The organism is Nocardiopsis sp. M1B1 (genome assembly GCF_052466615.1).
In genome coordinates, this window is the sequence record NZ_CP196194.1 from 3,652,411 (window position 1) to 3,678,432 (window position 26,022).

The 26,022-nt window shown below is 75.2% G+C and carries 17 protein-coding genes and 2 pseudogenes; 11 read left to right on the forward strand and 8 right to left on the reverse strand.

All coding sequences use genetic code 11. From position 1 onward, the window contains the following. Positions 1 to 48: 48 nt before the first annotated feature. The 10 genes and pseudogenes from ACSTA4_RS15910 to ACSTA4_RS15955 all read left to right on the forward strand — a co-directional run bounded on the left by ACSTA4_RS15910 (position 49) and on the right by ACSTA4_RS15955 (position 13,484). Positions 49 to 1,491 (forward strand): NCS2 family permease, encoded by a 1,443-nt coding sequence (locus tag ACSTA4_RS15910; protein ID WP_444959949.1) that lies wholly within the window; start codon positions 49 to 51, stop codon positions 1,489 to 1,491. 217 nt (positions 1,492 to 1,708) lie between these two features. Continuing rightward, positions 1,709 to 4,357: a molybdopterin-dependent oxidoreductase gene (locus ACSTA4_RS15915; protein ID WP_444959950.1), complete on the forward strand. Its 2,649-nt coding sequence runs from the start codon at positions 1,709 to 1,711 to the stop codon at positions 4,355 to 4,357. Then, complete coding sequence (locus ACSTA4_RS15920) at positions 4,354 to 5,337, forward strand: FAD binding domain-containing protein (protein WP_444959951.1); 984 nt, start codon at positions 4,354 to 4,356, stop codon at positions 5,335 to 5,337. Before ACSTA4_RS15915 ends, ACSTA4_RS15920 begins: the two co-directional genes overlap by 4 nt. 671 nt (positions 5,338 to 6,008) lie before the next feature. Continuing rightward, positions 6,009 to 6,788 carry a phytanoyl-CoA dioxygenase family protein gene (locus tag ACSTA4_RS15925; RefSeq protein WP_444964192.1) on the forward strand — a complete coding sequence of 260 codons (780 nt, stop codon included), beginning with the start codon at positions 6,009 to 6,011 and terminating at the stop codon, positions 6,786 to 6,788. 132 nt (positions 6,789 to 6,920) lie between these two features. After that, positions 6,921 to 7,226, forward strand: a pseudogene (locus ACSTA4_RS15930) (AMP-binding protein); the annotation flags it as partial. A gap of 16 nt (positions 7,227 to 7,242) precedes the next feature. After that, positions 7,243 to 7,911, forward strand: a pseudogene (locus ACSTA4_RS15935) (AMP-binding protein); the annotation flags it as partial. Between the two features lie 110 nt (positions 7,912 to 8,021). Beyond that, positions 8,022 to 11,057: an SDR family oxidoreductase gene (locus ACSTA4_RS15940; protein ID WP_444964193.1), complete on the forward strand. Its 3,036-nt coding sequence runs from the start codon at positions 8,022 to 8,024 to the stop codon at positions 11,055 to 11,057. A 48-nt stretch (positions 11,058 to 11,105) separates the two neighbouring features. After that, the gene (locus ACSTA4_RS15945; protein WP_444959952.1) at positions 11,106 to 11,966 is read left to right on the forward strand and encodes a TauD/TfdA family dioxygenase; all 861 of its coding nucleotides are present in this window, start codon (positions 11,106 to 11,108) and stop codon (positions 11,964 to 11,966) included. Next, the gene (locus ACSTA4_RS15950; protein WP_444959953.1) at positions 11,963 to 12,727 is read left to right on the forward strand and encodes an SDR family oxidoreductase; all 765 of its coding nucleotides are present in this window, start codon (positions 11,963 to 11,965) and stop codon (positions 12,725 to 12,727) included. The genes ACSTA4_RS15945 and ACSTA4_RS15950 overlap by 4 nt, the downstream gene beginning before the upstream one ends. 7 nt (positions 12,728 to 12,734) lie before the next feature. Further along, positions 12,735 to 13,484, forward strand: coding sequence for a methyltransferase domain-containing protein (locus ACSTA4_RS15955; RefSeq protein ID WP_444959954.1), 750 nt, complete (start codon positions 12,735 to 12,737; stop codon positions 13,482 to 13,484). A gap of 190 nt (positions 13,485 to 13,674) precedes the next feature. Here ACSTA4_RS15955 and ACSTA4_RS15960 read toward each other — a convergent pair whose 3' ends face one another. The 4 genes from ACSTA4_RS15960 to ACSTA4_RS15975 all read right to left on the reverse strand — a co-directional run bounded on the left by ACSTA4_RS15960 (position 13,675) and on the right by ACSTA4_RS15975 (position 19,917). After that, positions 13,675 to 14,625: a D-alanine--D-alanine ligase family protein gene (locus tag ACSTA4_RS15960; RefSeq protein WP_212639700.1), complete on the reverse strand. Its 951-nt coding sequence runs from the start codon at positions 14,623 to 14,625 to the stop codon at positions 13,675 to 13,677. A gap of 52 nt (positions 14,626 to 14,677) precedes the next feature. Continuing rightward, the gene (locus tag ACSTA4_RS15965; protein ID WP_416028240.1) at positions 14,678 to 15,910 is read right to left on the reverse strand and encodes a PLP-dependent aminotransferase family protein; all 1,233 of its coding nucleotides are present in this window, start codon (positions 15,908 to 15,910) and stop codon (positions 14,678 to 14,680) included. 775 nt (positions 15,911 to 16,685) lie between these two features. Further along, positions 16,686 to 18,005 (reverse strand): GAF domain-containing protein, encoded by a 1,320-nt coding sequence (locus tag ACSTA4_RS15970; protein WP_444959955.1) that lies wholly within the window; start codon positions 18,003 to 18,005, stop codon positions 16,686 to 16,688. Between the two features lie 418 nt (positions 18,006 to 18,423). Further along, complete coding sequence (locus ACSTA4_RS15975; RefSeq protein ID WP_444959956.1) at positions 18,424 to 19,917, reverse strand: PucR family transcriptional regulator; 1,494 nt, start codon at positions 19,915 to 19,917, stop codon at positions 18,424 to 18,426. A 321-nt stretch (positions 19,918 to 20,238) separates the two neighbouring features. Between ACSTA4_RS15975 and speB the strand changes: the two genes are divergently transcribed. Continuing rightward, positions 20,239 to 21,186 carry an agmatinase gene (speB, locus tag ACSTA4_RS15980; RefSeq protein ID WP_248770612.1) on the forward strand — a complete coding sequence of 316 codons (948 nt, stop codon included), beginning with the start codon at positions 20,239 to 20,241 and terminating at the stop codon, positions 21,184 to 21,186. A 90-nt stretch (positions 21,187 to 21,276) separates the two neighbouring features. On the opposite strand, the gene ACSTA4_RS15985 is transcribed toward speB, so the two are convergent. From ACSTA4_RS15985 to ku, 4 genes are all read right to left on the reverse strand, one after another. Further along, a complete protein-coding gene (locus ACSTA4_RS15985) occupies positions 21,277 to 21,903 on the reverse strand; it encodes a TetR/AcrR family transcriptional regulator (RefSeq protein ID WP_444959957.1) in 627 nt (208 codons plus the stop codon). Positions 21,904 to 22,125: 222 nt separating this feature from the next. After that, complete coding sequence (gene ddaH / locus ACSTA4_RS15990) at positions 22,126 to 22,956, reverse strand: dimethylargininase (RefSeq protein WP_013153273.1); 831 nt, start codon at positions 22,954 to 22,956, stop codon at positions 22,126 to 22,128. A gap of 153 nt (positions 22,957 to 23,109) precedes the next feature. Further along, on the reverse strand, positions 23,110 to 24,408 hold the full coding sequence (locus ACSTA4_RS15995; RefSeq protein WP_444959958.1) for an extracellular catalytic domain type 1 short-chain-length polyhydroxyalkanoate depolymerase: 1,299 nt from the start codon (positions 24,406 to 24,408) through the stop codon (positions 23,110 to 23,112). A 415-nt stretch (positions 24,409 to 24,823) separates the two neighbouring features. After that, a complete protein-coding gene (ku, locus tag ACSTA4_RS16000) occupies positions 24,824 to 25,846 on the reverse strand; it encodes a non-homologous end joining protein Ku (protein ID WP_444959959.1) in 1,023 nt (340 codons plus the stop codon). Between the last annotated feature and the right edge of the window lie 176 nt (positions 25,847 to 26,022).

The following is a 26,022-nucleotide window of genomic DNA, read 5'->3' on the forward strand; positions in this document are numbered from 1 at the left end:
CCTACACATGGCGATGCCCGCCATGCTCATCTCCCTCCAGGAGGGGACATGACCCAACTCAAGGACTCCGGCCCGCACTCGGGGGCCCGGAAGCCCACGGCTCGATCCTGGCTCGACCGCTTCTTCTTCGTCAGCGAGCGCGGATCCACCTTCGGGCGCGAGGTCCGCGGCGGACTGACCACCTTCATGGCGATGGCCTACATCATCGTCCTGAACCCGATCATCCTCAGCGGCGTCTCCGACGTGAACGGCGACGTCCTGTCCGCGGGCCAGCTGACCACCATGACCGCCCTGTCCGCCGGGCTGGTCACGATCATGATGGGGGTGGTCGGCCGGGCGCCGATCGCCTGCGCCGCGGCCCTGGGGGTGATGGCGGTCGTGGCCTACCAGGCCGCGCCCGTGATGGCCTGGCCCGAGGTGATGGGCCTGGTCGTGTGGCAGGGCGTCGCCATCATCCTCATGGTGGTGACCGGCGTGCGGACCGCGGTGATGAACGCGCTGCCGCACAACCTCAAAATGGCCATCGGCGTGGGCATCGGCCTGTTCGTGGCCCTCATCGGGCTGGACAACGCGGGCTTCGTCAGCGCCGGGGAGGGCGGCGGCCTGCTCCAGATCGGCGCGGCCGGGGCCGGAGGCCACCTCGACGGGTGGCCGATCCTGGTCTTCGTGTGCGGCCTGGTGCTGGCCAGCGTCCTGCTGGTGCGCGGGGTGCCCGGTGCGATCTTCTACGGCATCGTCGGCGCGACGGTCCTGGCGATCGTCGTGCACTACGCGGCGGGCCTGGAGGCCGGGGACTGGGGCGGGGCCAGCCCCGAGCTGCCCGGCAACCCGTTCGCGGCCCCCGACTTCGGCCTGCTGTTCCAGGTGGACATGTTCGGCGCCTGGACCTCGGCCGGCGCGACCACGGCGGGCGTCATCCTGTTCACCCTGGTGCTGGCCGGGTTCTTCGACGCCCTGGGCACCATCCTGGCCATCGGCACCAAGGCCGACATCGCCGACGCCGGCGGGCACATGCCCCGGGTCAACCAGATCCTGGTGACCGACGGCGCGGGCGCCGTGGCCGGGGGTCTGACCAGTTCCTCGGCGACGCTGGTGTTCGTGGAGTCCACGGCGGGGGTGAGCGAGGGGGCCCGGACCGGTCTGGCGAGCGTGGTGACGGGGCTGCTCTTCCTCGCGGCGATCTTCCTGGCCCCGGTGTTCGGTGTGGTCCCGGCGCAGGCCGCGGCGGTGGCGATGGTGCTGGTGGGCGCCATGATGATGATGCACATCAGGGAGATCGACTGGTCGGACATCGCCGTGGCGATCCCGGCCTTCCTGACCATCGCGATGATGCCGTTCACCTTCGACATCGCCAGCGGGATCGGCATCGGGATCATCTCCTACACGCTGGTCAGGTCGGCCCAGGGGCGCGTGCGCGACGTGGGCTGGCTGATGTGGGTGCTCTCGGCCGTGTTCGCGTTCCACTTCTCCATGCACGCGCTGGGATTGTGAGCCGGACCCGCCCCAGGGGGGAGGCCGGGCCGCCGAGGGGCGGCCCGGCCTCCCCCCTTTTTTCGCCGCGGACCGGGCGGGGCCGCGCGTGCCCGGAGCAGCCACGGAGCCGCCCCGGGCGGAAGGGGCGGGCGCGGGGGGCGCGGTACCTCGTTGACAGCGGTCGGCAGCGCCCCTAAGTTGACAATGTCAACTTCGTATCGAGGGAAGCCACCCCATGAACGTTCGAGTCAACGGCGTCTCCTCCCCCGCCCCCGACTCCCCCGACACCACGGCGGCCGAGCACATCCGCGACCGCCTCGGCCTGACCGGCACCAAGATCGCCTGCGGCACCGGGGTCTGCGGCGCCTGCACCGTCCTGGTGGAGGGCGCGCCCACCGCCTCGTGCCTGCTGCCCGCCGACCGGCTGGAGGACCGCGAGGTCACCACCGTGGAGGGCCTGGGCGGCGACCACCCCGTCCAGCGCGCCTTCGCCGCCCACGACGGTATGCAGTGCGGCTACTGCACGCCCGGGTTCGTGGTGGAGGCCTCCGCCTTCGTCGACTCCTGGCGCGCCGAGCACGGCGACGTCCGACCCGGCCGCGACCGCGTGGCCGACGCCCTGGCCGGGCACCTGTGCCGCTGCGGCGCCTACGAGGGGATCTTCGCCGCCGTGGACGCCGCCTGCGCGGGCGAGTTCGACACCGAGCCCGAGCAGGCGCCGCCGCGCGCGGACGCCCTGGCCAAGGTCACCGGCCGGGCCCGCTTCAGCGCCGACCTGGCCCCCGAGGGCGCCTGGGAGGGGGTGATCGTGCGCTCGGCCCACGCCCACGCCCGGGTGCGCGCCGTCGACCCCGGCGGGGCGCGGAGCGCGGCCGCCCGCCGCCCCGGGCCCGGACAGCCCGTGGACCCGCACCCGGTCTTCGTCGACCTGCTGGGGCAGGAGCGCACGGTGCGCTACGTGGGACAGCCCGTCGCCGCGGTGGCCGCGCCGACCGCGGCCCTGGCCCGCGCCGCCGCACGGGCCGTGCGGGTGGACTACGAACCCCTGCCCGCCGTGCTCGGTGTCGAGGAGGCGCGCGCGGAGGACGCCCCGCGGGTCTACCCCACACGCGCCGAGCGCCAGACCGCTCCCTCCAGCGCCGAGGGCCCCAGTCTCCCGGGCCGCTGGGACGGCAACACGCGCGGTCCCACCACCGTCGGCTGGCGAGGCGCCACCGCGGTGCGGCGCCTGCGCACGGCCGCCGAACGCCGGGATCCGCGCCTGGTGGCCCAGGAGTACACCACCGCCGCGCAGGTGCACAGCCCGCTGGAACCCCACGTGTGCGTGGCCTCCTGGGACCGCGACGGCTCGCTGACCCTGCGCGCGTCCACCCAGGCGGTGTCCAAGGTCGCCCAGAAGGCCGCCGAGCGCTGGGAGCTGGCGCCGGAGAGGGTGCACGTGCTCAGCGAGTACGTCGGCGGCGGCTTCGGCGCCAAGGCCAACCTGTCGGTCGACATGGTCGCCGCGACCGAACTGGCCCGGCTGGCCCACGCTCCGGTGCGCGTGTCCTTCGACCGCGCCGAGGAGCTCACCGACGCCGGGCACCGCCCCGGAACCCGCACCCGGGTGGCGCTGCTGGCCGACGACTCCGGGGACCTGGCGGCGCTGACCGTGGACTCCCACGGCGACGGCGGCGTCTCGGTGGGCTCCACCACGGCCGTCTTCGGGCTGTTGATGTACGGGCGCTCGCCGCGCCGGGCCCGCGACTTCGACGTGGTCACCCACCGCCCGCCGGGCCTGCCCATGCGCGCCCCCGGCGGGGCCCCGATGTCCTGGGCCATGGAGCAGGCCGTGGACACGATGGCCCACCGGCTGGGCGAGGACCCCCTGACCCTGCGCCGCCGCTGGGACGGCAACCCCAAGCGCCGGGCGCTGTACGACCGGGCCGCCGCCCTAAACCTGTGGCGCGAGCGCCCGCGCGGGACGCGCACCGGCCGGTTCCGGCGCGGGGTCGGCGTCGCCGCCTCCAACTGGCTCTACCTCATGGGCCCGAGCGCGAAGGTCGAACTGTCGGTCCGCGACGGCGCGGTGGTGGTGCGCTCGGCCACCCAGGACATCGGCACCGGTATCCGCACGGTCCTGGGCGAGGTGGTCGCCGAGCGGCTGGGGATGTCCGCCGCCGACGTGCGCGTGGAGATCGGCGACAGTTCCTCGGTGCACGGCACCGGTTCCTTCGGCAGCCGCACCACCACCTCGATGGGCCCCGCCGCGGCAGACGCCGCCGACCGGCTCCGCGCCGAGCTGCGCGAACGCGAACCGGGGGTTCCCGCCTCGGGGCCGATCCCCGAGCACACCCTCAAGGACGCCCTGGCCGCCGCCGAGGGAGTGCGGGTGGTCGGTGAGCGCGGCCGGGACCGCCGGGGCGCGCTCACCCCGAACATGGACGACCTGGCCGTGGGCCGGGGCATGACCGGCGCCGTGCACGTGATGGAGGTGGAGGTGGACACCCTGCTGGGCCGGGTGCGCCCCACCCGCTGCTGGGCGGGGCTGGCCGTGGGCCGCGTCTACGCCGAGCGGCTGGCCCGCAACCAGGCCGAGGGCGCCGTGGTGCAGGGCGTGGGGTACGCGCTCTTCGAGGAGCGCCGCCACGACCCGGCCACCGGGGTGGTGCTCACCGACAACCTGGAGGACTACCGGCTCCCGGGGCTGGGTGACGTCCCCGAGACCGAGGTGCACTTCCACCAGGAGGGCTTCGAGCACGCCGCGGGCGCGGGGGTCGGCCTGGGCGAGATCTCGCTGGTGGGCGTGGCCGCGTCCGTGGCCAACGCCGTGCACGACGCCACCGGCTGGCGCCCCCTGGACCTGCCCATCCGCCCGGACCGACTGCTGGAGGGACTGCGATGACCGCGACCACACGCCCCGCGGGGCTGGAGGAGGCCCTGACCCGGCTGGAGGGCACGGGCGCCCGCCCGCGCGCCGGGGGCACCGACCTGACGGCGTGCCTGGCCTCGGGGGTCCTGGAGCCCGCGCCCGTGGTCGACCTGACCGGGGTGCGCGAGCTGCGCGGCGTGGAGTGGCGCCCCGACGGGTCGGCCCGGGTGGGCGCGCTGACCGGCGTCGCCGAGCTGTCCGCGGACCCCGCGCTGGCCGCGGCCTATCCGGCGCTGGCGGCCACGGCGCGGGCGCTGGCCACGCCGCAGGTGCGCAACGCGGCGACGCTGGGCGGCAACCTGCTCCAGCGCAACCGGTGCTGGTACCTGCGCAACCCGGCCTTCGACTGCTTCCAGACGGGCGGGGACTCCTGCCCGGCGCGCGGGGGCGACCACCTGTACGGGGTGGTCGTGGACCGGGGCCCGTGCGCGGCCCCGCACCCGTCCTCGCTGGCGGTGGCGCTACTGGCCCACGACGCGTCGGTGCTCGTGGCGGGCGAGGAGCGGACCGAGATGGCGGTGGCCGACCTCTACGACGCCGCCGACCCGACCCGCGACCACGTGCTGGAACCGGGCCGGGTGCTGGTGTCGGTCGGGCTGCCGGTCCCGACCCCGGGTGAGCGGTACGCCTACCGCCGTGCCACCGGGCGCTCGCGCGCGGAGTGGCCGCTGGTGGAGGCGGTGGTACGCCTGGCCCTGGCGGACGGGGGCGCGGTGACCTCGGCGGCGGTGGCCGTGGGCGGGGTGGCCCGCACCCCGCTGCGGCTGCCGGAGGTGGAGGCCGCCCTGGTGGGCGCGCGTGCCGGCCTGGCGCTGGACGGGGGCGTGGCCGAGGCCCTGGAGGGCCTGGCCGACCTGTGCTCGCCGCTGCCCGCGACCGGGTACAAGGTGGAGCTGCTGGGCGCCACCGTGCGCGACGCCCTGGAGCGTGCCCTGGACGCCCCGGGCGACTGAGGCCCCGGTCGGACCCTGCGGCCCCGTCCCCGCGCGACGCGGGGGCGGGGCCGACGCCGTGTCCGGAACACACTTATCGGATACGGACCCCCGAGGAGAATCGTTCTTACCGCGCACTTCGCATATAAGGGGCCAACGAGGAAATCCACAATCCCCACTCACACAGAACACACATGAGCGCACGCGCCCGACGGCGGCGCGACCGCCGCGGGAAACCGTTCTCCTCGGTTTCCCCGAGACCCGGATATCTCCCCTTTCCCCTCACGAACCAGAAGGGAGAAAGGGGACAAATATCTATTTTGGCGCCGCATTCCACACCAGCACCAACAGAAGCCAGCAGCACCCACGAACCGCTGTGAGCAGCACCGACACACACCCTTCCGCCTCCCGCGACCCTCGCGTGCGCACGTGTTCGCGCCTCCCCCACGGGATTCTTTTCCGACCTTCTTGACACAGAACGGAACGGATGCCAAATTTATGCAGTCGGACCACGGACCACAGCCCTCCCGCGGAAAAACCGCGCCATTCCCCCAGCGCCCGGTCGGCGGGAAAAGAGAACGCCCTCCCATCCCCGCGCCCCCCGAAACGGGACCGGCACGGCGACCCCCGCGACGATCCGGCAGTCGTCCACCACCGAAGCGCGAATCAGGGGTGACACTTTGACGCATGCGTTGTCCCAGGACGTGTCCGCGGCCGAGCGACGAGAGCGCTTCGCCGAGTCGGGATACCTCGTCCTCCCCGGCCTGCTGCCCGAGAACCTCCTGCACCGGCTCCTCCCCGAGGTGGACCGCTGGGTGGACGAGGGGCTGCGCGACCGCTCGATAGCCGCCTGCCTCGACCCGGACGGGGGCGACCCCCGCCCGGCCCTGGAGCTGGAGCTGCCCGCCCACGGCGAACTCCTCACCCACGGCCCGCTGCTGGAGGTGATCGCGGAACTGCTGGGGGCGCCCTTCGTCTTCCACCACCTGCACAGCGCCAGACACGATCCGGACACCGGGGGCAAGCCCTGGAACCACGACAACGAGCCCAACGACCGCGGGGACACGGACCTGGTCATGGTGCACGCCCTGCACTACCCCGTGGGCCTGGACGAGAGCATGGGCAGCCTGGCCGTCCTGCCCGGGTCCCACCGCGAGGAGGCCGACAAGACCGCCCTCGCCCACCTGGGCACCTCGGAGCTGCCGGGCGAGGCCGTCCTGGACCGGCTCCCGCCCGGTTCGACCGTCCTGCTCAACTCGGCGCTGTTCCACGCGCGCAGGCCGGCCCGGCGGACGACCCGCCGCCCCCGCTACTTCGTCGACGCCTCCTACTGCCAGACCGGCGCCCGGTGGCGCCCGGTCAAGCCCTACTGGCGGCACATGCTCACCCGCGCCCGCGAACTCGGCCTGGACCGGGGAGGATGGCCGGAGCTGTTCTCACCGCGGCACTTCACCGACTACACCCCGGTATGAGGCTCCGGAGCCGGTCCCCCGGCCGGACCCGGCGGTGACGGACGCCCCGCCACGGGGCCGCGCGAACCAGACAGCGGAGACGGAGCGGAGACGATGACGCACGTGTTGCGACCCACCCCCACACTGTCCGACATGCTCACGGAGGGGAGTCGGGCGCACCCGCTCCGTACGGCACTGACCGACGGCGTGCGCTCCCTCAGCTACCGCGACCTCGACGCCGCCGCCGACCGGGTCGCCGCCGGCCTGGCCGCACGGGGTCTGGGCCGCGGCGACCGAGTGGCCCTGCTCGGGCCGCGCGACGCACGGCTGTGCGCGCTCCTGCACGGGGTCCTGCGCTCGGGCGCGGCCGCGGTCGTGGTCGACGCGGAGTGGAGCGCCGCCGACGTCGCCGCGCGGCTGGACGAGGTCGGGGTCGCCCACGCGCTCACCGCCGACCCGGACACGCGTGCTCCCGGTGAGCGCGGCACCGAGGTGCTTGACCTCAAGGCCCCGGCCGCGGCCGCCCCCGCACCCCGCCGCGCCCCGGCCCTGCGACCCGGCCTACCTCTCCTTCACCTCGGGTTCGAGCGGGCGGCCCAAGGCCGTCACGGTCACCCACGCCAACGCGGCGCACTACGCGCTGGCGCTGCGCGACCGCCTCGGCCTCACCCGCGCCGACGCGCCGGTGTTCGCGCACGTGACCACCCTGGCGGCGGACCTGGGCCACACCTCCTGGCTGCTCGCCCTGGCCACCGGGGGCCGCGTGCACGTCGTCCCCGACCGCGCCGCCCGCGACCCGCGGGCCCTGTGGGACTCCCTGCGCGGGGCCCGGGTCTCGGTGCTCAAGACGACCCCGTCCCACATGGCGGCCCTGATGGAGGAGCGTCCCCCCGCGCAGGAGCCGCTGCACACCCTGCTCCTGGGAGGCGAGGCGCTGCCCCGGTCGCTGGCCTCGGACCTGCTGGAGGGCGGTGTCGCGCACCGGGTGGTCAACCACTACGGGCCGACCGAGACGACCATCGGCGCCACCTGCCTCGTCGCCCGCTCACGCGCCGACCTGCCCGGCGACGAGCCGACGGTCCCCATCGGCACCCCGATCGGCGGGGCGCGGCTGCGCCTGCTGGACGCCGAGGGGCGGGAGGCCCCCGACGGCACCGAGGGCGAACTCCTCATCGGCGGCCCCGGGGTCACGGCGGGCTACTTCGGCCGCCCCGAGGAGACCGTGCGCCGCTTCGTCCGCCGGGGCGGGAACGGATGTACCGGACCGGCGACGTGTGCCGCCGCCGCCCGGACGGCGACCTGGTCTTCGTCGGCCGCACCGACCGCGAGGTCAAGGTACGCGGGTACCGGGTGGACCCGGTGGGGGTCGAGCGGGTCATCGAGGGCTTCCCGGGGGTGGGGCGCTCCGCCGTGCTGGCGCGGGAGACGCCCGCGGGCACCGCCCTGGTGGCCGCCGTGCGCCCGGACGGCGCCCGGGAGGAGGCGGAGCTGCTCGACGCGCTGCGCGCCCACCTGCGCGAGCGGCTGCCCGGGTACGCGGTGCCCCAGCCCGTGGTCGCACTGGACGCGTTCCCCACCGGGCCCAACGGCAAGCTCGACCGCGCGCGCCTGGCCGAGGCCGTGGACGCGGCCCTGGAAGAGCGGGCCCGCCGCACCGCCCCGGACGGGCCGGACCCGGAGGCGGGGCCGCTGGTCCGCGCCATCGCCGAACTGTGGGCGGGCGCGCTCGGGCTGTCCTCCGTCGGCCCGGGCGCCGACGTGCTCGAACTCGGCGGGGACTCCCTCCTGGCCATGCGCACGGTGGCGTTCCTGCGCCGGGCGGGTCTGCGCGTGGCCTTCGAGGACTTCTACCGCCACCCCACGCCCGAACTCCTGGCCTCGGCCGCCCGCCCCGGCGCGGGGGACCCGGCCGAACGCGCACCGCACCGGGAGCACGCCCGGGCGCTGGCCCCCGCCCAGCGCTGGCTGCTGCGACAACCCGTGGCCGACACGCGCCACTGGAACCAGTCCGTCCTGCTGCGCTGCGCGGCGCCCGTGGACGCCCCGGCCCTGACCGCGGCCGTGCGGGCCGTCCTGGAGCGGCACCCGGCCCTGCGCACCCCTGTGGGTCCGGGCGGCCCCGGGCGGCCCCGGCCCGCGAAGGACCTGCCCGCGGTGTCCTTCTCACGGCTGCCCGGGGAGCCCGGCCGCGCCGCGGGGGTGGTCGGCGGCGTGTGCACCGAACTGCACCGGGGTCTGGACCCGGCCTCCGGGCTCCTGCTGCGCGCACACCTGTTCACCGGCCACCCCGACGGCGGGGACCGGCTCGCGGTGATCGCCCACCACCTGGCCGTGGACGGCCTCTCGTGGCGGATCCTGCTGGACGACCTCGCGCACGCCTACCGGGCGGCGCTCTCCGGGAAGGAGGCGGCCCTTCCCCCCACGGCCGACTTCTACCGGTGGGCGGCCCTGGCCCCGCGCGCGCCCGGGGCCGCCGACCACCCGCCCCCGGGCGGGGCCGCGCCCGATCCGGCACGGCCGACGGCCCTGGTCTGGAGCCTGGACGCGGCGGCCACGGACCGGCTCGTGGACCGCCACGGGCACGGCCAGGACCTGGAGGCGTTCCTGCTGGCGGCCTTCGCCGACGCCGTCCTGGACCGCGGCGGGCGCACCCGGCTGGAGGTGGAGGTGGAGACGCACGGACGCGACACCAGCGACGCGGGGCACGCCTACATGGACACCGTCGGCTGGTTCACCGCCGCGAAGCGGGTCGGGCTCGACCGCGCCGACGGCGGCCCGGCCCGGCGGGCGCGTGCGGTCCGACGCCTCCTGCGCGAGGCGCCCGAGCTGCCGATGGACTCCCCCGGCCCCCGGCCCGAGGCGGGGTTCAACTTCCTGGGGGCGTTCCGGCCGCCCGGGGACCCCTCCCTCGGCTGGACCGTGGCCCCCGAACAGGCCGGGAACGCCCGCTGCGCCGGGGGCGACCCCCTCCAGCTCCTCCGGCTCACCGCACGCGTCGTCGAGGGCAGGCTGGTGGCCGACCTGGTGTACGCCTGGCCCGACCTGTCCCACGAGGACGCGGCGGGCGTCCTCTCCGGCTTCGGCCGCCGTGTCGCGGCCGAGGCCCGGGCCCAGCCCCCGGCGCACACCAGGTCGCCGGTGTCGACCTCGGGGCAGCCGATGCTCCACGGGGCTCCCCGCGACGGCGCGGCCGTGCGGGTGCTCCGCGAGCCCGCGCGGGTCCTGCTCACCGGGGCCACCGGCTACCTCGGCACGCACCTGCTCGGCGCGCTCCTGGAGCGGGGGGCGGAGGTCACCTGCCTGGTACGCGCCGACGGCGACGCCGACGCCGCCCGGCGGGTCGGCGCCGGGACGGGCGGCGTCGAGGCCGTGGCCGGAGACGTCACCCGGGAGGGCCTGGGTCTGTCCGGGGAGGGGCTCCGCCGCGTCAGAGGGGTCCACGCCGTCGTCCACGCGGCGGCGGACGTGCGCCTGGTGGCCCCGCCCGACGAACTCGAACGCGTCAACGCGGCCGCGGTCCGCACCCTGGTGTCCTGGATCGACGCCGAGGTCCCCGGCGCGCGCCTGCACCACCTGTCGACCCTGGCCGTGTGCGGCGGCGTCGAGGGGCCCGCGCGCCGCTTCGGCGAGGCCGACCTGCACATCGGGCAGAGCTTTCGCACCCCCTACGAGAGGACCAAGTTCGCGGCCGAGGAGATCGTCCGCTCCTGGGCCGCCTCGGGCCGCCAGTGCTACGTCCACCGCAGCGGCCACATCGCCGCGCACAGCCGCACCGGGGCGTTCCAGAGCAACGTCTCGGACAACCGGGTCTACCAGCTCGTGCGCGGATACGTCCTGGCCGGGGCGGCGCCCAGGCGCCCGTCCACCTCCTTCGTCTTCTCCCACGTGGACACGGTGGCGGCGGGGATCGCGGCGATCGCCACGCACCCGTGCGCCGCGCCCGGCGCCTACCACGTCGAGTCGCCCCACCAGGTCCCCCACGACGAACTCGTGGCGTGGCTCGCCCGGCACGGCTACCCGGTCGCGCTGACCGGTGACGAGGCGTTCGCCGCCGCGCTGGCCCGCGCCGAGCCCGACCACCCGACCGAGATCCGCCTGGCGTCGGCGTGGTCGCAGCTGGAGGAGCGCAACGTCGTCGTGGACAGCTCGCGCACCGTGTCCGTGCTCGACCGCGCCGGTGTGCGCTTCGCGGCCCCCACCCCCCGGTGGTGGTCCGCGGCCCTGGGGTGGGCGGCCCGGACCGGTTTCCTGCCCCCGGTCGCCGTCCACGACGGCGCCACCGCCCGCTGAACGCTTCGCGGCACACCCCGCGAACCCGCCTGACGAAGGGAACGACCCATGTCCGATGACACCGTGACCGACCTGGGATGGAACACCGAGGTCCTGGAGGAGCGGCGCTCGCTCTGGTCGCTGCCGCTGGAGAAGGAGGACACGCGGCTGCTGGCGGAGGCCGCGGCGGCCGACAGCTGGGAGGGCGCCGAGGAGGTGCGCGACAGGCTCCGCGCCTTCGCCGTCGAGAGCGTGCGCTCGGTGGGGTTCGCGCACGTGCGCGGCCTGGTCTCCCCCGACGCGCCCTACGCCGTGAGCGAGGCGGTCATGCGGTTCGTGCTGCGCGAGCTGGGCGAGGTCATCCCGCAGAACGCCAAGGGCGACCTGACCCACGTGCTCCGCGACCAGGACGGCGACGGGGCCACGGAGCTGGGCTTCCACTGCGACACCTGCGACGTGCTCGTCCTGCTCTGCCTCCAGCCCGCGGTGGACGGCGGGGGCGACACCAAGCTCGCCAGCGCGCGGACGGTGCGCGACACCGTGGCGGGCGAGCGCCCCGACGTGCTCGCCACGCTGGAGCGGGAGTGGACCTTCGACCGGACCGGCCGCGCCGGGCAGCAGGTCGTCGTCTCCCCGATCCTCTTCGTCCAGGAGGACGGCTCCGTGGGCTGCTACTACCAGCCCCGCACGGTGCGGACCTCGCCCGAACGTGGCGGGCCGCCCCTGAGCGCGGACCAGTGGGAGGCCCTGGGCTTCCTGGACGAGGTCCTCTACCGCCCCGAGATCGCCTTCCGCCTGCGTCTGGAGGCGGGCGAGCTGCTGCTCATCCGCAACAACCGGGTCATGCACGGGCGCTCGCCCTACGTGGACGTGCCCGGTCCGCGGGCCCGCCGCGTGCTCAGGGCCTGGATGAGCACGGAGGTGCTGTGACCCCCCGTCCGCGCGGCGGCGGGGTCGCCGTGGTCACCGGCGGCGGGAGCGGGCTGGGCCGGGCGGGCGCCCTGGCCCTGCTCGCGGACGGGTGGTCGGTCGCGGTGGCCGGGCGGCGCGCGGACGCCCTCGACGAGACCCTGGCCCTGGCGGGGGCGGACGCGGAGCGGATGGCGGCCGTCCCGACCGACATCAGGGAGCCCGACGGGGTCGCGTCGCTCTTCGCGGCCGTGCGCGAGCGCTTCGGCCGGGTGGACCTGCTGTTCAACAACGCGGGCGCGGCCGTGCCGCGCAGGCCGGTCGAGGACATGCCCCTGGACGACTGGGACAGGGTGGTGGGCACCGTGGCCACCGGCGCCTTCCTGTGCTCGCGCGAGGCCTTCCGGGTGATGCGGGACCAGTCGCCGCGGGGTGGGCGCATCATCAACAACGGCGCCCCCTCGGCCCACGTGCCGCGGCCGTACACCATCGCCTACACCGCGGCCAAGCACGCCCTTCTGGGGATGACGCGCGCCCTGGCGCTGGACGGGCGCAGGTACGGGATCGCCTGCGGGCAGATCGACGTGGGCAACGTGGCCCCGGTGGACGGGGGGCCGCAGCCCGCGGCGCTCCAGGCCGACGGGACGAGCGCCGTGGAGCCGGTGATCCCGGTGGAGCGGTTCACCGAGTCGCTGACGCTGATGGCGTCGATGCCCCTGGACGCCAACGTCCAGTTCCTCACCGTCCTGCCGACCGCGATGCCCTTCGTCGGGCGGGGGTGAGGGGCCGGTGTTCGTCAGCTCCCGCTCCTTCGAGGAGTACCGGGCGATGTTCGCGCTCTCGGACCGGGACCTGTCGCTGCGCGTCCTGGACTGCCCCGGCGGGGCGGCGGGGTTCGTGGCCGGGGCGCGCGGCGCGGACGCCGTCGCCGTGGACCCCGAGTACGCCGGTGACAGGGAGGCGCTGGGCTCGCTGGCCCTGCGCGAGGCCGAGCACCGGCACTCCCTCGTCGCGCGGGGGGCGGCGGACTTCGTGTGGACGTGGTTCGGCTCCCCCGAGCGGTACACGCGGATGCGGACCCGGGCCGCCCGCGCCTTCGCCGCCGACCTCGCGGCGCGGCCGGAGCGCTACGTCGCGGGCGCCCTGCCCGACCTGCCCTTCGCCGACCGCTCCTTCGACCTGGTGCTCAGCTCGCACCTGCTGTTCTCCTACGGGGCGCGGCTGGACGAGGACTTCCACCGGTGCGCCCTGCTCGAACTGGTGCGCGTGGCCCGGTGGCAGGTGCGCCTGTTCCCCGTGGTGCTGCACACCAGCGGGGAGAGGTACGGCGCGCTCGACCGGCTGCGGGAGTGGCTGGAGGGGCGGGGCGTGCGCACCCGCCTGGAGCGGGTCGGCTACGAGTTCCAGCCCGGGGGCGACCAGATGCTCCTCCTCGACTGCCTCTCCGGCGCCGCGGGGCCGGAGACGGACCGGGACGGGCGGGACCGCGCCTTCGGCCTGGACCCGGTGCGCTGGCGCCACCTGGAGGCGGGGACGTAGCCGCCCGGGCGGCCCCGCGACGGGGTGGAGCCGCGGCGTCACCACGGCGCCGGGGATGCCGTGTCCGCTCTCCAACGGCTCGAAGGGGCGCCCGGCCGGGGCTGACCGGAGGGGCGCTCGGGCTCCCGGAACAGGAACGGGCCGGGGCCGCCGGGGAACGGCGGCGCCCGGCCCGGACGCGTCGGCGTGGTCAGCCGCGCAGCAGCGCCTGGTGGGCCAGCTCCCGGCACGCGACCGCGAAGTCCAGCCCCGCGGCGGCGGCCCCCATCGGGAAGGTGGAGGTCTCGGTCAGGCCCGGGGCCACGTTGGTCTCCAGGAAGGTGACGCGGCCGTCGGCCCCCACGATGACGTCGGTGCGGGACAGGTCCCGCAGCCCCAGGACGCGGTGCGCGGTCAGCGCCACCTCGGTGGCCTCGGCGACCGTGGCGGGGTCCAGGCGCGCCGGGCAGAAGAACTCGGTGCGCCCGGCGGTGTAGCGGGCGGCGTAGTCGTACACCCCGCCGTCGGGCACGATCTCCACCGGCGGCAGCGCCACCGGCCCGTCGCCGGTGTCGAGGACGCCCACGGCCAGCTCGGTGCCCTGCACCTGCTCCTCGACCAGGGCCGAGTCGCTGTAGGCGAAGCAGGACACCAGGGCCGCCGACAGCTCCTGCACCGAGCCGACCGGCGCCGCGCCGAACGCGGAGCCGCCCCGATCGGGCTTGACGAACAGCGGCAGGCCCAGCCGGTCGGCGAGCCGCTCCATCAGCGCCGGAGCGCCCAGGTCGTGGAAGGCCGATTTGGGCAGGGCGGCGCCGCGCGGCACCCGCACGCCCTCGGCGGCCAGCAGCGCCTTGGCGGCGGGCTTGGAGTAGGCCAGGCGGCAGCCCCCCGGCCGGGCGCCCACGTAGGGCACCCCGACCAGTTCCAGGACCTCCCGGATGGCGCCGTCCTCGCCCGCGGCCCCGTGCAGGACGGGGAAGACCACCTGCGGCGGGTCCTGGACGAGGCGGTCCAGCAGGGTGGAGTCCACGTCGGCGACCTGGACCTCCACGCCGAGCCTGCGCAGCGCCTCGGCGACGCCGCGCCCGGAGTGGACGCTCACCTCGTGTTCGGGGGACAGGCCCCCGGCCAGGACGAGAACCCGGTCAAGGTCTGCCACGGCGCGGACCTCCTTCTGTGCTGCTGTCATGATGGGGTGCCCTCATGGGGTGTCAGGGCAGGTCCGGAGCGGGGGCCTGTGGGCCGTCGGTGCTCGGGGCCAGGGTGGTGCCGAACGTATCACGCAGGTCGATCTCACCCTCGATGGCTCCGACGAGGCGGCGCACGCCCTCACGGATCTGCTCGGGTGTGGGGTAGCAGAAGCTCAGGCGCATGTTGGCCCGGCCGCGTCCGTCGGCGTAGAAGCCGGTGCCGGGCACGTAGGCGACCCGTTCGGTGACGGCCCGGGGGAGCATGGCCTTGGAGTCGATGCCCTCGGGCAGGGTGGCCCAGACGAAGAATCCGCCCTGGGGGCGGGTCCAGGTGCAGCCCGCGGGCATCATCGCGGTCAGCGCGTTGAGCATCGCGTCGCGGCGTTCGCCGTACATGGTGTTGAACGACTTGATCTGCTCGCGCCAGGGGAAGGTGTTGAGGTAGCGGCGCACCACCAGCTGGTTGAAGGTGGAGTGGCTGAGCATCGCCGACTCGGCGGCCAGGACGAGCTTGGCGCGCACCGCGGCGGGTGCGAGCGCCCAGCCGATGCGCAGGCCCGGGGAGAGGGTCTTGGACAGCGATCCCAGGTAGATGACGTTGCCCTCGCTCTGGGAGTAGAGGGTGGGCTCGGGGTCGCCGTCGTAGCGCAGCAGGCCGTAGGGGTTGTCCTCGACGATGAGCACGTCGTGGCGTTCGCAGGTCTCGGTGACCCGCGCGCGCCGCTCTGCCGTCATGGTGATCCCGGCGGGGTTCTGGAAGTTGGGGACGGTGTAGAAGAACTTCACCGGCCGCCCGTCCAGCTCGGCGCGGACGAGCGCCTCCTCCAGCTCCTCGGGGATCACGCCCTGCTCGTCCATGCCGACGTGGCGGATGTCGGCCTGGAAGGCGGCGAAGGTGTTGATCGCGGTGACGTAGGTGGGGGCCTCGGTCAGCACGATGTCGCCCGGGTCGACGAAGACTCGGGTGATCAGGTCCAGGGCCTGCTGGGAGCCGACCGTGACGATGACGTCGTCGGGGCTGGCGGTGATGCCCTCCAGCGTCATGTAGTCGCAGATCTGCTCGCGCAGTACGGGGTCGCCCTGGGCGGAACCGTACTGGAGGGCCGCCGCGCCCTCCTCGGAGACGACGTCCTTGACCAGTTCGCCGATCTGGTCCAGGGGCAGCGCCGCGACGTTGGGCATGCCCCCGGCGAGGGAGACCACCTCGGGGCGCGAGGCGACGGCGAACAGTGCGCGGACCTCCGATGCGACCATGCCCTGTGCTCGGCGTGCGTAGCGGCCGAAGTGCGGGTCGATACGCGAACCCTGTTGGCTGGGCTGCTGCTCTCGGTGGTCAGCGGACACGGTCCACCTCCGAAGGAAGGTCGTTCTGTGGGGCAGGGCGGGGGGCCGTCCGGGAACTCTCGGCGTTCCCGGGTTCGACGCCCTCGCCGTCCCCGCGGTTCACACCCCGTCCACGGGAGCGGGCGCGGTGCCCGGGCTCGTGGATGGGGCGGTCGGGTGGGCTGGGTCGCGGGTGAACACGACCCGGTAAATGCACCGAGTCTAGCCCAGCGTCGGAGGACGGGCACGGAACGGGCCTCCGCGTGCTGTTCGCCACACCGGTCACACCCGCTCCCCTCGTCCCGTCCCTTCCGGTGGACTACCCGTCCGCGGCGGGGTTCACGGGGAGGGAGGCCAGAACATGGCCCGCTCTTCACCTTCGGGAACACGGCGTGGGGGGCGGGTCCCCCTGAACCCGTCCCCCACGCATCGGCACGCCCCGGGGAGCCGAGCTCCCGCGGGGGGCGTACCGTCGGCGCGATGGCCCCAGGGGGTTCCCCCGAATCCCCGTGGTCGGCCATCCGAGCCCGGTGGCGCCTCTGCGTTACTCTCCCCCGGAACCCCCCTCAAGGTCCCAAGGCCGTGGACGCGCCACGCGTTCCGTCCGCGGTCCGCCGCCGGGCCCTCTCTTGCCCTGCGGCGGCCACCGACTCTGGGCCGCGCACGCACAGTCCATCGCACGCCGCACGACACGGCAACGGTTGCACTAGGTTGCGGTGCCGTCGCGCAGAGCCATGGGGCAGTCGCCGTCGCGGAGCGCGTCCCGCACCGCGCGCACGCCGGGGGCCACCGACCCGGGCAGCAGGTCCACCGGCGAGGGGGGCCGCACCACCCGCACCCGCACCTCCCCGCTGAACCGGTAGGGGCGGCTCTGGATGATGCCGCCCAGATGGCGGCGCACGCGCGAGAGCTCGGCGCGCACCGTCACCACGTGCCCGCCCGCGCCGAACACGTCCTGGGACAGCTGCGCGCCGGTGCGCCCGCCCCGGTGCACGGCCAACAGCAGCAGCAGCTCCGCGTGGCGCGGGGTGAGCCGGTGCGCCCACTCCCCGCTGGGCCCGGCGACCACCATCCTGGGCGAGGGCCGGGTCAGGTCCAGGGTGACAGTGGAGGGCGCGCTCTCCGACGCCGGACGCGGGCGCAGCAGCCATCCGCCGGGCAGGGGCTCCAGGGCGCACTCCCCCAGGGCGGGCAGCCAGGCGGTGCCGCTCTCGCGCTGTTTGGGCAGCAGTACCCTGCGGACCGGCTCCATGTGGGCGGCGGCGGCGGTCCACCCGGCCTCGTCCACCACCAGCGCGCGCTCGCTCATCCCGGCCAGCAGGGGCGCGGCCACGGAGCGCAGCCGCTCCAGGTGGGTGTGGTGGATGCTCTGCAGGTGGGCCTCGGCCAGCTGGGCCACCGCGCTGACCAGGGCCAGGGTGGAGGGGTGGATGGTGGAGACCGGGCCGGTGACGTCGACGGCGCCGAGCAGGCGGCCGTCGCGGGGGTCGTGGATGGGGGCGCAGGCGCAGGTGAGGGCGTGCAGGTTGCGCACGAAGTGCTCGGCGGAGTAGACCTGCACGGGCCGTCCCACGACCAGGGCGGTGCCGATGGCGTTGGTGCCGGTGCTGCCCTCGTTCCAGAAGGCGCCCTCGACGAGCCCGACGCGGTCGCCGAGGGAGCGGATGCGGTGGGAGCCGTCGCGCCACAGGATCTGGCCGGAGGCGTCGGTGACCAGCATGATGTGGTCGGCCTCGTCGGCGACCGAGACGAGGGAGCGGCGGATCAGCGGCATGACCTCGGCGATCGGTGAGGCGTCGCGGTGCCGTTGGAGCTCGTCCAGGCGGGCCGTGCGGGGCGGCGGGACGCTGTCGGGGTCGATCCCGAAGCGTCGGCTGCGGGACCAGGAGTCCTCGATGACCGGTCGCAGGGCGGCCGGCGCAGGGCGGCCGGAGAGCGAGGCCTCGTGCACGCGCCGGAGCAGGCGGGCGTGCTCACGGGCGTCGGCCCCGGCCGGCAGGGCCGTGTCCAGCGGCGGAAAAGACATGCGGTCCCCTGAGCTCGCGTTCGCAACGGCGTTCATCAATTTTCTCGGTTCGGCTTCGACAGGGTTGAGGGAACGGAAATACACCCATGTTTCGGAGGCCGCTCTCGCTTCCGCTTCCGTTTCATCACCGGATTATGCCCCATCGCGCGCCCGGGGGCGGACGGGGATCCCGTTGGCGCGGGGAAGCCGCAAAGCCCGTAGCGCCCGCGCCTGTCCGACGCGGCGCCCGGCTCGTCGACCGCCGAAAGGCCGTGGACACGTCTTCGAAAAGGGGGCCGGGTTCGAACGGAACAGCGGAATTGCCGAAAACGGCCGGTAATGCCGCAACGGCACTTTCCCGGACACTTGTCCGCGCCCCGCGCGGGCCGCTCGGGGTCGTCTCCGGGCCGCGGTGGGGCGGGGAGAGGCGGAGCCCGGGTCAGTACGGCCAGCGGGTGAGCGCGAACCACAGCCGCATGCGCTGCTCGGCGTCGGCCAGGTCCACGCCCAGGTCGCGCTCGACGCGCCCGATCCGGTAGCGGACGCTGTTGCGGTGGGCGCCCAGGTCGGCGGCGGCCCGGTCCCAGTTGCCGTGCCGGGTGAGCCAGACCCGCAGGGTGCGGCGCAGCAGGCGCGCGGAGTCGGTGTCCTCGGCCAGCGGTCCCAGGACGCTCCGGGCCAGGTCCTCGCCTCCCCCCGGCGCCAGGAGGGCGTCGAAGGGGTCGGCGGGCTCCTCCAGCAGCGGCCCGCCGACCGCGCGGGCGCGGGTGAGCAGGGCGGCGGACCGGCGGTCCGCGGCGGCCAGCTCCGCCGGGTCCGCCGGCCCGCTCAGCGCAGCGATCCAGCCGTGGTCGAGCAGCCGGTCCAGGTGGGCCCGGTGCGCGGCCTCGCCCCGGTCGGCGAGGACGGCGCGCAGGTCCTCACCGGGGCCCGCGTCCAGCAGCCGGGTGCCCAGGGGCAGCGCGGCGGGGGCGGTGTGGCGGCCCCGCCCGGCGGGCCGGGCGCGCAGGACCCGGTAGGCGCCGGGGAGGGCCGCCCCGGCGGGGGCGTCCGCCGGGGCGGTGAGTTCGGCCAGCAGCGGCACGGCCGCGTCGGTGAGCCCGCCGTCCAGGAGCAGGCCGGTGATCAGGCGGCCCGGGGCGGGCGGGGCGCCCCGGGAGGCCCGGGCGAGCAGCTCCAGCAGGGCGGTGGCGGTGCGCAGGACGGCCCGGTCGGTGACGCCCAGCGGTTCGGGGCGGCCGACCAGGACCACGCCGTGCTCCCCCGGCGGGGCGCCGACGGTGTGCAGGAAGACCTCGTCCCCCCGCACTTGGGCCTTGGCGCTGCGCGGGCCGCGCGGCCGGGTGAGCCGGTCCGCGAGCCCGTGAAGTTCGGGGTCCAGCTCCGCCGGGGCGCCCGCGGTGCGGCGGGCGCCGCCCGGCACGGCGGGCGACGGGCGGGCCAGGACCGCCCAGCCGCCCAGGGCCTCGGCCAGGACGCGCAGGACCCGGTCCACGGGGGCGTCGGCGGTGACGGCCAGGGCCAGGGCCTGGTGCGCCTCGCCCAGGCGGCGCAGGTCGCGCAGGTGCAGCTCCTGGAGTTCGGCGCCCACGGCCTGGCTGACGGCGGCGAAGGGCGTGGGGCGGGGCACCTGCACCAGGGGCAGTCCCCGCGCGCGGCACTGCTCGACCAGCCCGGCGGGGACGGTGTCGTGCACCGGGGTGACGCCGAAGCCGAGGGCGCTGACCCCCGCGCCGACCAGGGAGTCCACGTAGCCGCGCAGTCCGGCGGGGGCGGCGGGCAGGTTGACGCCCGCGGTGAGCAGCAGTTCTCCGCCGCGCAGGTAGGCGGCCGGGTCGGCCAGTTCGCTGGCCACCGCCCAGCCGATCCCCGGGTCCCCGGCGGCCACGAGGGTGGTCAGTCCCAGGTCGCGGCGGCCCACGACGGTGCTCAACGGGACCGTGTGTCCCTGTGCCCTGCTCTGTCCCGCCACCCCGCGGACCCCCTTCGCGAACCGGCCCGCGTCCCCGCCCGGCGGAGCGGAGAGGACAGGTGCCCCCGGTGTCCCCCGTGCGGGCGCGCTGACCGCGTGTTCTGGATACCTCATCCAGTACAACGCACCTTTGTGGATGTTTCGTCCACTGGAGGAGACCGTGTCGGCTGCCTAACCTGACCGGGGTTCGTACGATCCGCCCCGACACGGCCGCTTTCGCCCCCCGCGCCTCCCCGCCCGCGGACCGCACCGAACACCGCACCGACGACGAGAAGGACACCCGTGAACGCACCGATCGGCCCCACCGACTCCAGCCTCGTACCGCGCTTCGCCGGACCGGCCACCTTCGCCCGGCTGCCCCGCATCGACCAGGTCGGGCACGCCGACATCGCCGTGGTCGGCGTCCCCTTCGACACCGGCGTGTCCTACCGCCCCGGCGCGCGCTTCGGCCCCTCGGCCATCCGCGAGGCCAGCCGCCTGCTGCGCCCCTACAACCCGGGCCTGGACGTGTCCCCGTTCGCCTCCGCGCAGGTGGTCGACGGCGGCGACATCGCGGTCAACCCCTTCTCGATCGGCGACGCGGTGGAGACCCTGGATCAGGGCGCCTCCGAGTTCGTGCGGGCGGGCACCCGCCTGGTCACCCTGGGCGGCGACCACACCATCGCGCTGCCGCTGCTGCGCTCGCTGTACCGCCAGCACGGGCCGATCGCCCTGCTGCACTTCGACGCCCACCTGGACACCTGGGACACCTACTTCGGCGAGCCCTACACCCACGGCACACCGTTCCGCCGCGCCGTGGAGGAGGGGATCCTGGACACCGAGGCCCTGTGCCACGTGGGCACCCGCGGCCCGCTCTACGGCAAGAAGGACCTGGAGGAGGACCGCCGCTTCGGCTTCGGCATCGTCACCTCCGCCGACGTCATGCGCAGGGGCGTGGACGAGGTCGCCGACGCGCTGCGCCAGCGCATCGGCCGCCGCCCGCTGTACGTGTCGGTGGACATCGACGTGCTCGACCCGGCGCACGCGCCCGGCACCGGCACCCCGGAGGCGGGCGGCCTGACCAGCCGCGAACTGCTGGAGATCCTGCGCGGACTGGCCTCCTGCAACCTGGTGGGCGCCGACGTGGTGGAGGTCGCCCCGGCCTACGACCACGCGCAGATCACCGCGACCGCCGCCTCGCACGTGGCCTACGACCTGGTCAGCGTCCTGGCGCTGAACCACGGGCGCTGACCCCGCGCGCCGCGACGGAGGCGGGCGCCCGTCCGGCGGCGCCGGCCCGCTCCGCCCACGGCACCGCCGCGCCGCCCGGGGCGCCGGGGGTCAGACCTCGGCGCCCTCGCGGCGGGCGCGCAGGTGGGCCCAGGTCAGGTCCGTGACGTGCCGGGCCATGGTCTCGGGGCTCTCCTCGGGGTGCTCCAGGAACCAGTCGGCGAAGGCGTCGGCGGTACTGACCGCGATGCGCGCCAACAGCTGGGCGTCCTTGGGGGCGAGGTCGCCGTAGCCCTCGCGCGTGCACTCGGTGACGAGGTCGGCCACCTCGGCCGTCACGCGGTCCCTGAGCCGCACGGCCTCCCCGGCGAAGGGCTCGCCCCGCAGGTCCGCGTGCCGGTACAGCACGGTCCAGCTCGCGCGGTTGCCGGTGACGAAGACGAAGAAGGCGCGCATGCCCCGGTGCAGGGGGTCCTCCCCCGCCGGGGCGTGCGGATCGTGCGCCGCGGCGCGCACGGCCTCGATGAGCCGGTCGGTCTCACGGCGCACGCAGGCGGTGAAGATCCGTTCCTTGGAGCCCAGGTACTGGTACACGGTGGGCTTGGAGGTCCCGGCCGCCTCGGCGATCTCCTCGACGCTCACGGTGTGGTAGCCGCCGCGCGAGAACGCGGTGACGGCGGCGTCGATCATCTGCTCTTCCCTGAGCTGACGCGGGAGTCTGCGCTGTGTGCTCTTCACGTACTCAGACTTTATTGCGGCGGGGGCCTCCGGCCAGGGGCGGTGGTCCCCCGTGCGCGGGCCCGGGCGCGGTCCGCGGCGGGCCCGCGTGCGTGACCTGTGGCGTTAGCCCGATGGGCCCGTTTCGCGGTGGTATTTCCCACACCGGCCCGGCCCCGCGGCGGACCGGACGGCGGCGGGTCCACGCATCGGCGGGTCCGCGCGCCCCGGCCCCGGGCCCCCTCACACAGGGGCGTCGCGCAGCACCAGGGTGCAGCACTTGGCGCCGCCTCCGGCCCGGCGCAGCTCGTCCAGCTCCACGGGGTGGACGGCGTAGCCCAGGGCCCGCAGGCGGTCGGCCAGGGCGGTGGCCTCGGCGGCGATGACGACGTTGCGGCCGTCGCACACGGCGTTGAGGCCGAGCACGGCTGCGTCCTCCTCGGTGGCCAGGAGCGCGTCCGGGAAGAGCGAGCGCAGCACCCGTCGGCTTCCGGCCGAGAAGGCACCGGGGTAGTAGGCGATCTGGTCACCGGAGAGGGTGAACAGCGCGGTGTCCAGGTGGTAGAAGCGCGGGTCGGTCAGCTGGAGGGTGACGACGGGGCGGCCCAGGAAGCGCTCGGCCTCCTGGTGCGCGGCGGCCTCGGTCCGGAACCCCGTGGCGGCCAGGACCACCTCGTCCAGGGTGAGGAAGTCGCCCTCGCCCTCGTTGACGTGCTTGGGCTCGCGGGTCTCGGTGTAGCCCGCCTGGCGGAACCAGTCGAGGTAGGCCGGGCCCTCCGGGGTGCGCTCGGCGCTGGCGAAGCGCGCCCCGTAGACCCTGCCGTCCACGACCAGGGCCCCGTTGGCGGCGAAGACCATGTCGGGCAGGCCGTCGACGGGGGCGATCTCGCTGACGCGGTGCCCCAGGGAGAGGTAGAGGTCGCGCAGCCCCTCCCACTGGCGGATGGCGCGTGCGCGGTCCACGCCCGCCGCCGGGTCCATCCAGGGGTTGATCGCGTACTCGACCGCGAAGTAGGTGGGGCGGCACATGAGGTAGTGCCGCGGAACCGCCGCCGGACCGACCGGTCGAGCCATGGGACCTCCCGTACACCGCGCGGGACACTGGGCGGCCCCGGTGGCGCGTGGGTTCACTGCACCGCGGGTCCGCACGGACGAAAGGGGACATACCCCTCTACGGCGCGAGTGCAACGCGGCGCGGCCCTTCCGGAGGGGCCGCGCCGCGCCGCATCAGGCCGGAGAGCAGGCCGCGCCGTTGAGGGCGAAGCCGGTCGGTCCGCCGGAGTCGCCGGTGTGCGCGGCCTGGTAGCCGATGCCCACACTGGCGCCGGGGGCGATGACGGCGTTGTGGGAGGCGTTGGCGGCGGTGACCGCGCCCCGGCGCGGAGCGTAGGAGGCGTTCCAGCCCGAGGTGATGGTCTGGCCCGCGGGCAGGGTGAAGTCCAGGGACCAGCCTTCGACGGGCTCGGTGCCGGTGTTGGTGATGGTCAGCGAGGCGGTCAGGCCGGTGTTCCAGGCGTTGGTGGTGACGGCGACGGCGCAGTCCCCGTCACCGGGCTCGGGTTCCGGGTCGGGACCGGGGCCGGTGTCCTGGTCGAGTCCGAAGAAGGTGATGGCGTGGGCCGCCATGCCGTTGGCCATGAGGTTGTGACCCACGCCCCGCATGCTGACGGCCTCCACCGGGGCCCGGTCTCCGGTGGCGCCGTAGCGGGTGCGGGTCCAGCCGGGTCGGGGCTGGTCGGTGGAAGCAGGTGTCCGGCCGAGGCCGTGGACGTCGGTCCACTGTTCGATCTCCTCGGTGAAGTTGGCGTAGCGCAGGACGTCGTCCTCGGTCCCGTGCCACAGCTGCATACGGGGCCGCGGTCCGGTGTAGCCGGGGTAGGAGTCGCGGACCAGGTCGCCCCACTCCTGCGGGGTGCGGTCGATCGTGCCGGTGGAGCAGGCGTTGTTCCAGCCGGAGCCGTCGGTGGTGGCGAAGCAGCCGAAGGGCACGCCGCTGAAGGCCGCTCCCGCCGCGAACACGTCCGGGTAGTTGGCCAGCATGACGTTGGTCATCATGGCCCCGGAGGAGACGCCGGTGACGAACACGCGCTCGGCGTCGGCGTCGTGGGCGTCGACGACGTGGGCGACCATCGAGCGGATGCCGACCGGGTCGCTGCCGCCGCCCCGGGTCAGCGCCTCGGGCGAGGACACGTCGAAGCACTGGCTGGCGCGCGTGACGGAGGGGTAGACGACGATGAAGCCGTACCGGTCGGCCAGCGAGGCGAACTCGGTGTTGGCGTGGAAGACGGGCCCGGTTCCGGTGCACCAGTGCTGGGCGACCAGGACCGGGGGGTTCTCGGTGACGCTGTCCGGCACGTACAGGTACATGCGCAGACCGCTGGGGTTGGGACCGAAGTCCTCGACCTCGGTCAGGGCGGCGGCCGAGGCCGGGGGCGCGGCGAACAGGAGCGCGGCCATCATGGGCAGGACGGCGGCGGCGAGCGCGCCGACCGCCCTGCTGAGGGGGTTCGCGGGGGTCTGGGTCATGTGCGGGGCCTTCCCGACGGCGGGGGGTGGGGGGCTGCGGTGCCCGCGCGCATGCCGGTCGCCTCGCGGGGCCGTCCCCGGCGGGCGCGGCTCCGCGTGCGGTGCTTCGGTCGCGGTGGCGGCCCGGTCGGCGGCGGGCGGTCGCCCGACCGGCGGGTTCGGCCGACGGCGGGGTCGCGGAGCGCTCGGGCGGGGTCGCCGCCGGTGTTGGGAGCGCTCCCAACACTGTCCGACCGCACGGGCCGTCCGTCAACCCCGGTAAGCCCCCTCGCGAAGGGCCGCCGCCGTGCTGGGCCGGGACGCGCGTGGGACGCGCACTGGTGGTGGGGCTCCGGCCCGGACTCCGGGGCGTCCGGAACACTCCGTCCTGGAACCGGGCCCCTCGCGGCGGCGAGGGACCCGTCCGGCGCGGTCCTCAGCGGCGTGCTTCGGAGCCGTTCAGCCCCACGGCCTCCTCCAGCTGGTCACGGCTCATCTTGGACCGGCCCGGCACGTCCAGCTCCGAGGCCCGCTGGAGCAGTTCGCGCTTGGTGACCCTGCCCTCGCTCCGCCGTTCGACCCGGGTACCGCGTGCTGCGGCCCCCCGGGGTTCGCGGGCCCGCCGGGCCCCCTCCGCCCCGGTGGACGCGCGCGGGCCGCGCGACCGCGTGCCCCGGGTGCGCTGGGCGGGCAGGCTCTGGCGCAGGGCCTCGCCGAGGCCGTCCGCGTCCTCGGGGGGCGCGGCCTGCTCGGGCCGGTGGGTGAACGTCCTGCCCCCGGCCTTGGCGCGCACCAGTTCGGTCAGGCGCTGGCCGTAGCTGTCGGAGTAGTCCTCGGGGTCCCACTCGATCGACAGGGACCCGACCAGCTCGCGGGCCAGTTCGAGTTCGCTCTTGGTCAGCGCGGCGTGGGCCACGGGCGGCATCACGTCGTCGGGTTCGCGGACCTCGTCGGGCCACCACAGGGTGGAGGCCGACAATACGCCCCGGTTCGGTTCGATCAGGACGGGGTACTCGCGGTCGCGCAGGACGATGGTGGCCACGCCCGTGCGGCGGGTCTGCTCCAGGGCCGTGTACAGCAGCTGGTAGGCCTTGGCGTCGACCGCGGCCCGGGGCGCGACGTAGTAGGTGGAGGCGTACCACAGCGCGTCGACGGCACCCTGGGACAGGAAGCCGGTCAGCTCCATGGTGCGCGAGCCGTGCGGGAGGATCTCCTCCAGCTCCTCCGGCTCCAGGACCACGTACTCGTCCTCGACCCCGGTGCGGGCCCCGCGCACGACGTCCTCGCTGGCGACCTCCTCACCGGTGCGCTCGTTGACGCGGACGTAGCGGATGCGGTCGGCCGTGCCCCGCTCGAACTGGTGCAGCACGGGCCCCCTGCGTTCGCGCGCGCTGTAGAGGCGCACGCCGACGGGCACCCTGCCGAACATGAGGGTTCCCACCCAGACCGGATTGACCATGACCCCTCCCTCTGCCCCCATCATTACCGTTACCAGGCAAAATGTCGGTCGACAACGGCAAAGGACCCCCAAGGCGGGAAGGAGCGGGCCCATTCGGGAGAACACGGGTCCGTACGCCCCGGGTCCTTGACCGACCGGTCGGTATTGCTACTGTCTCGGCAGTCCGTGATTGGAGC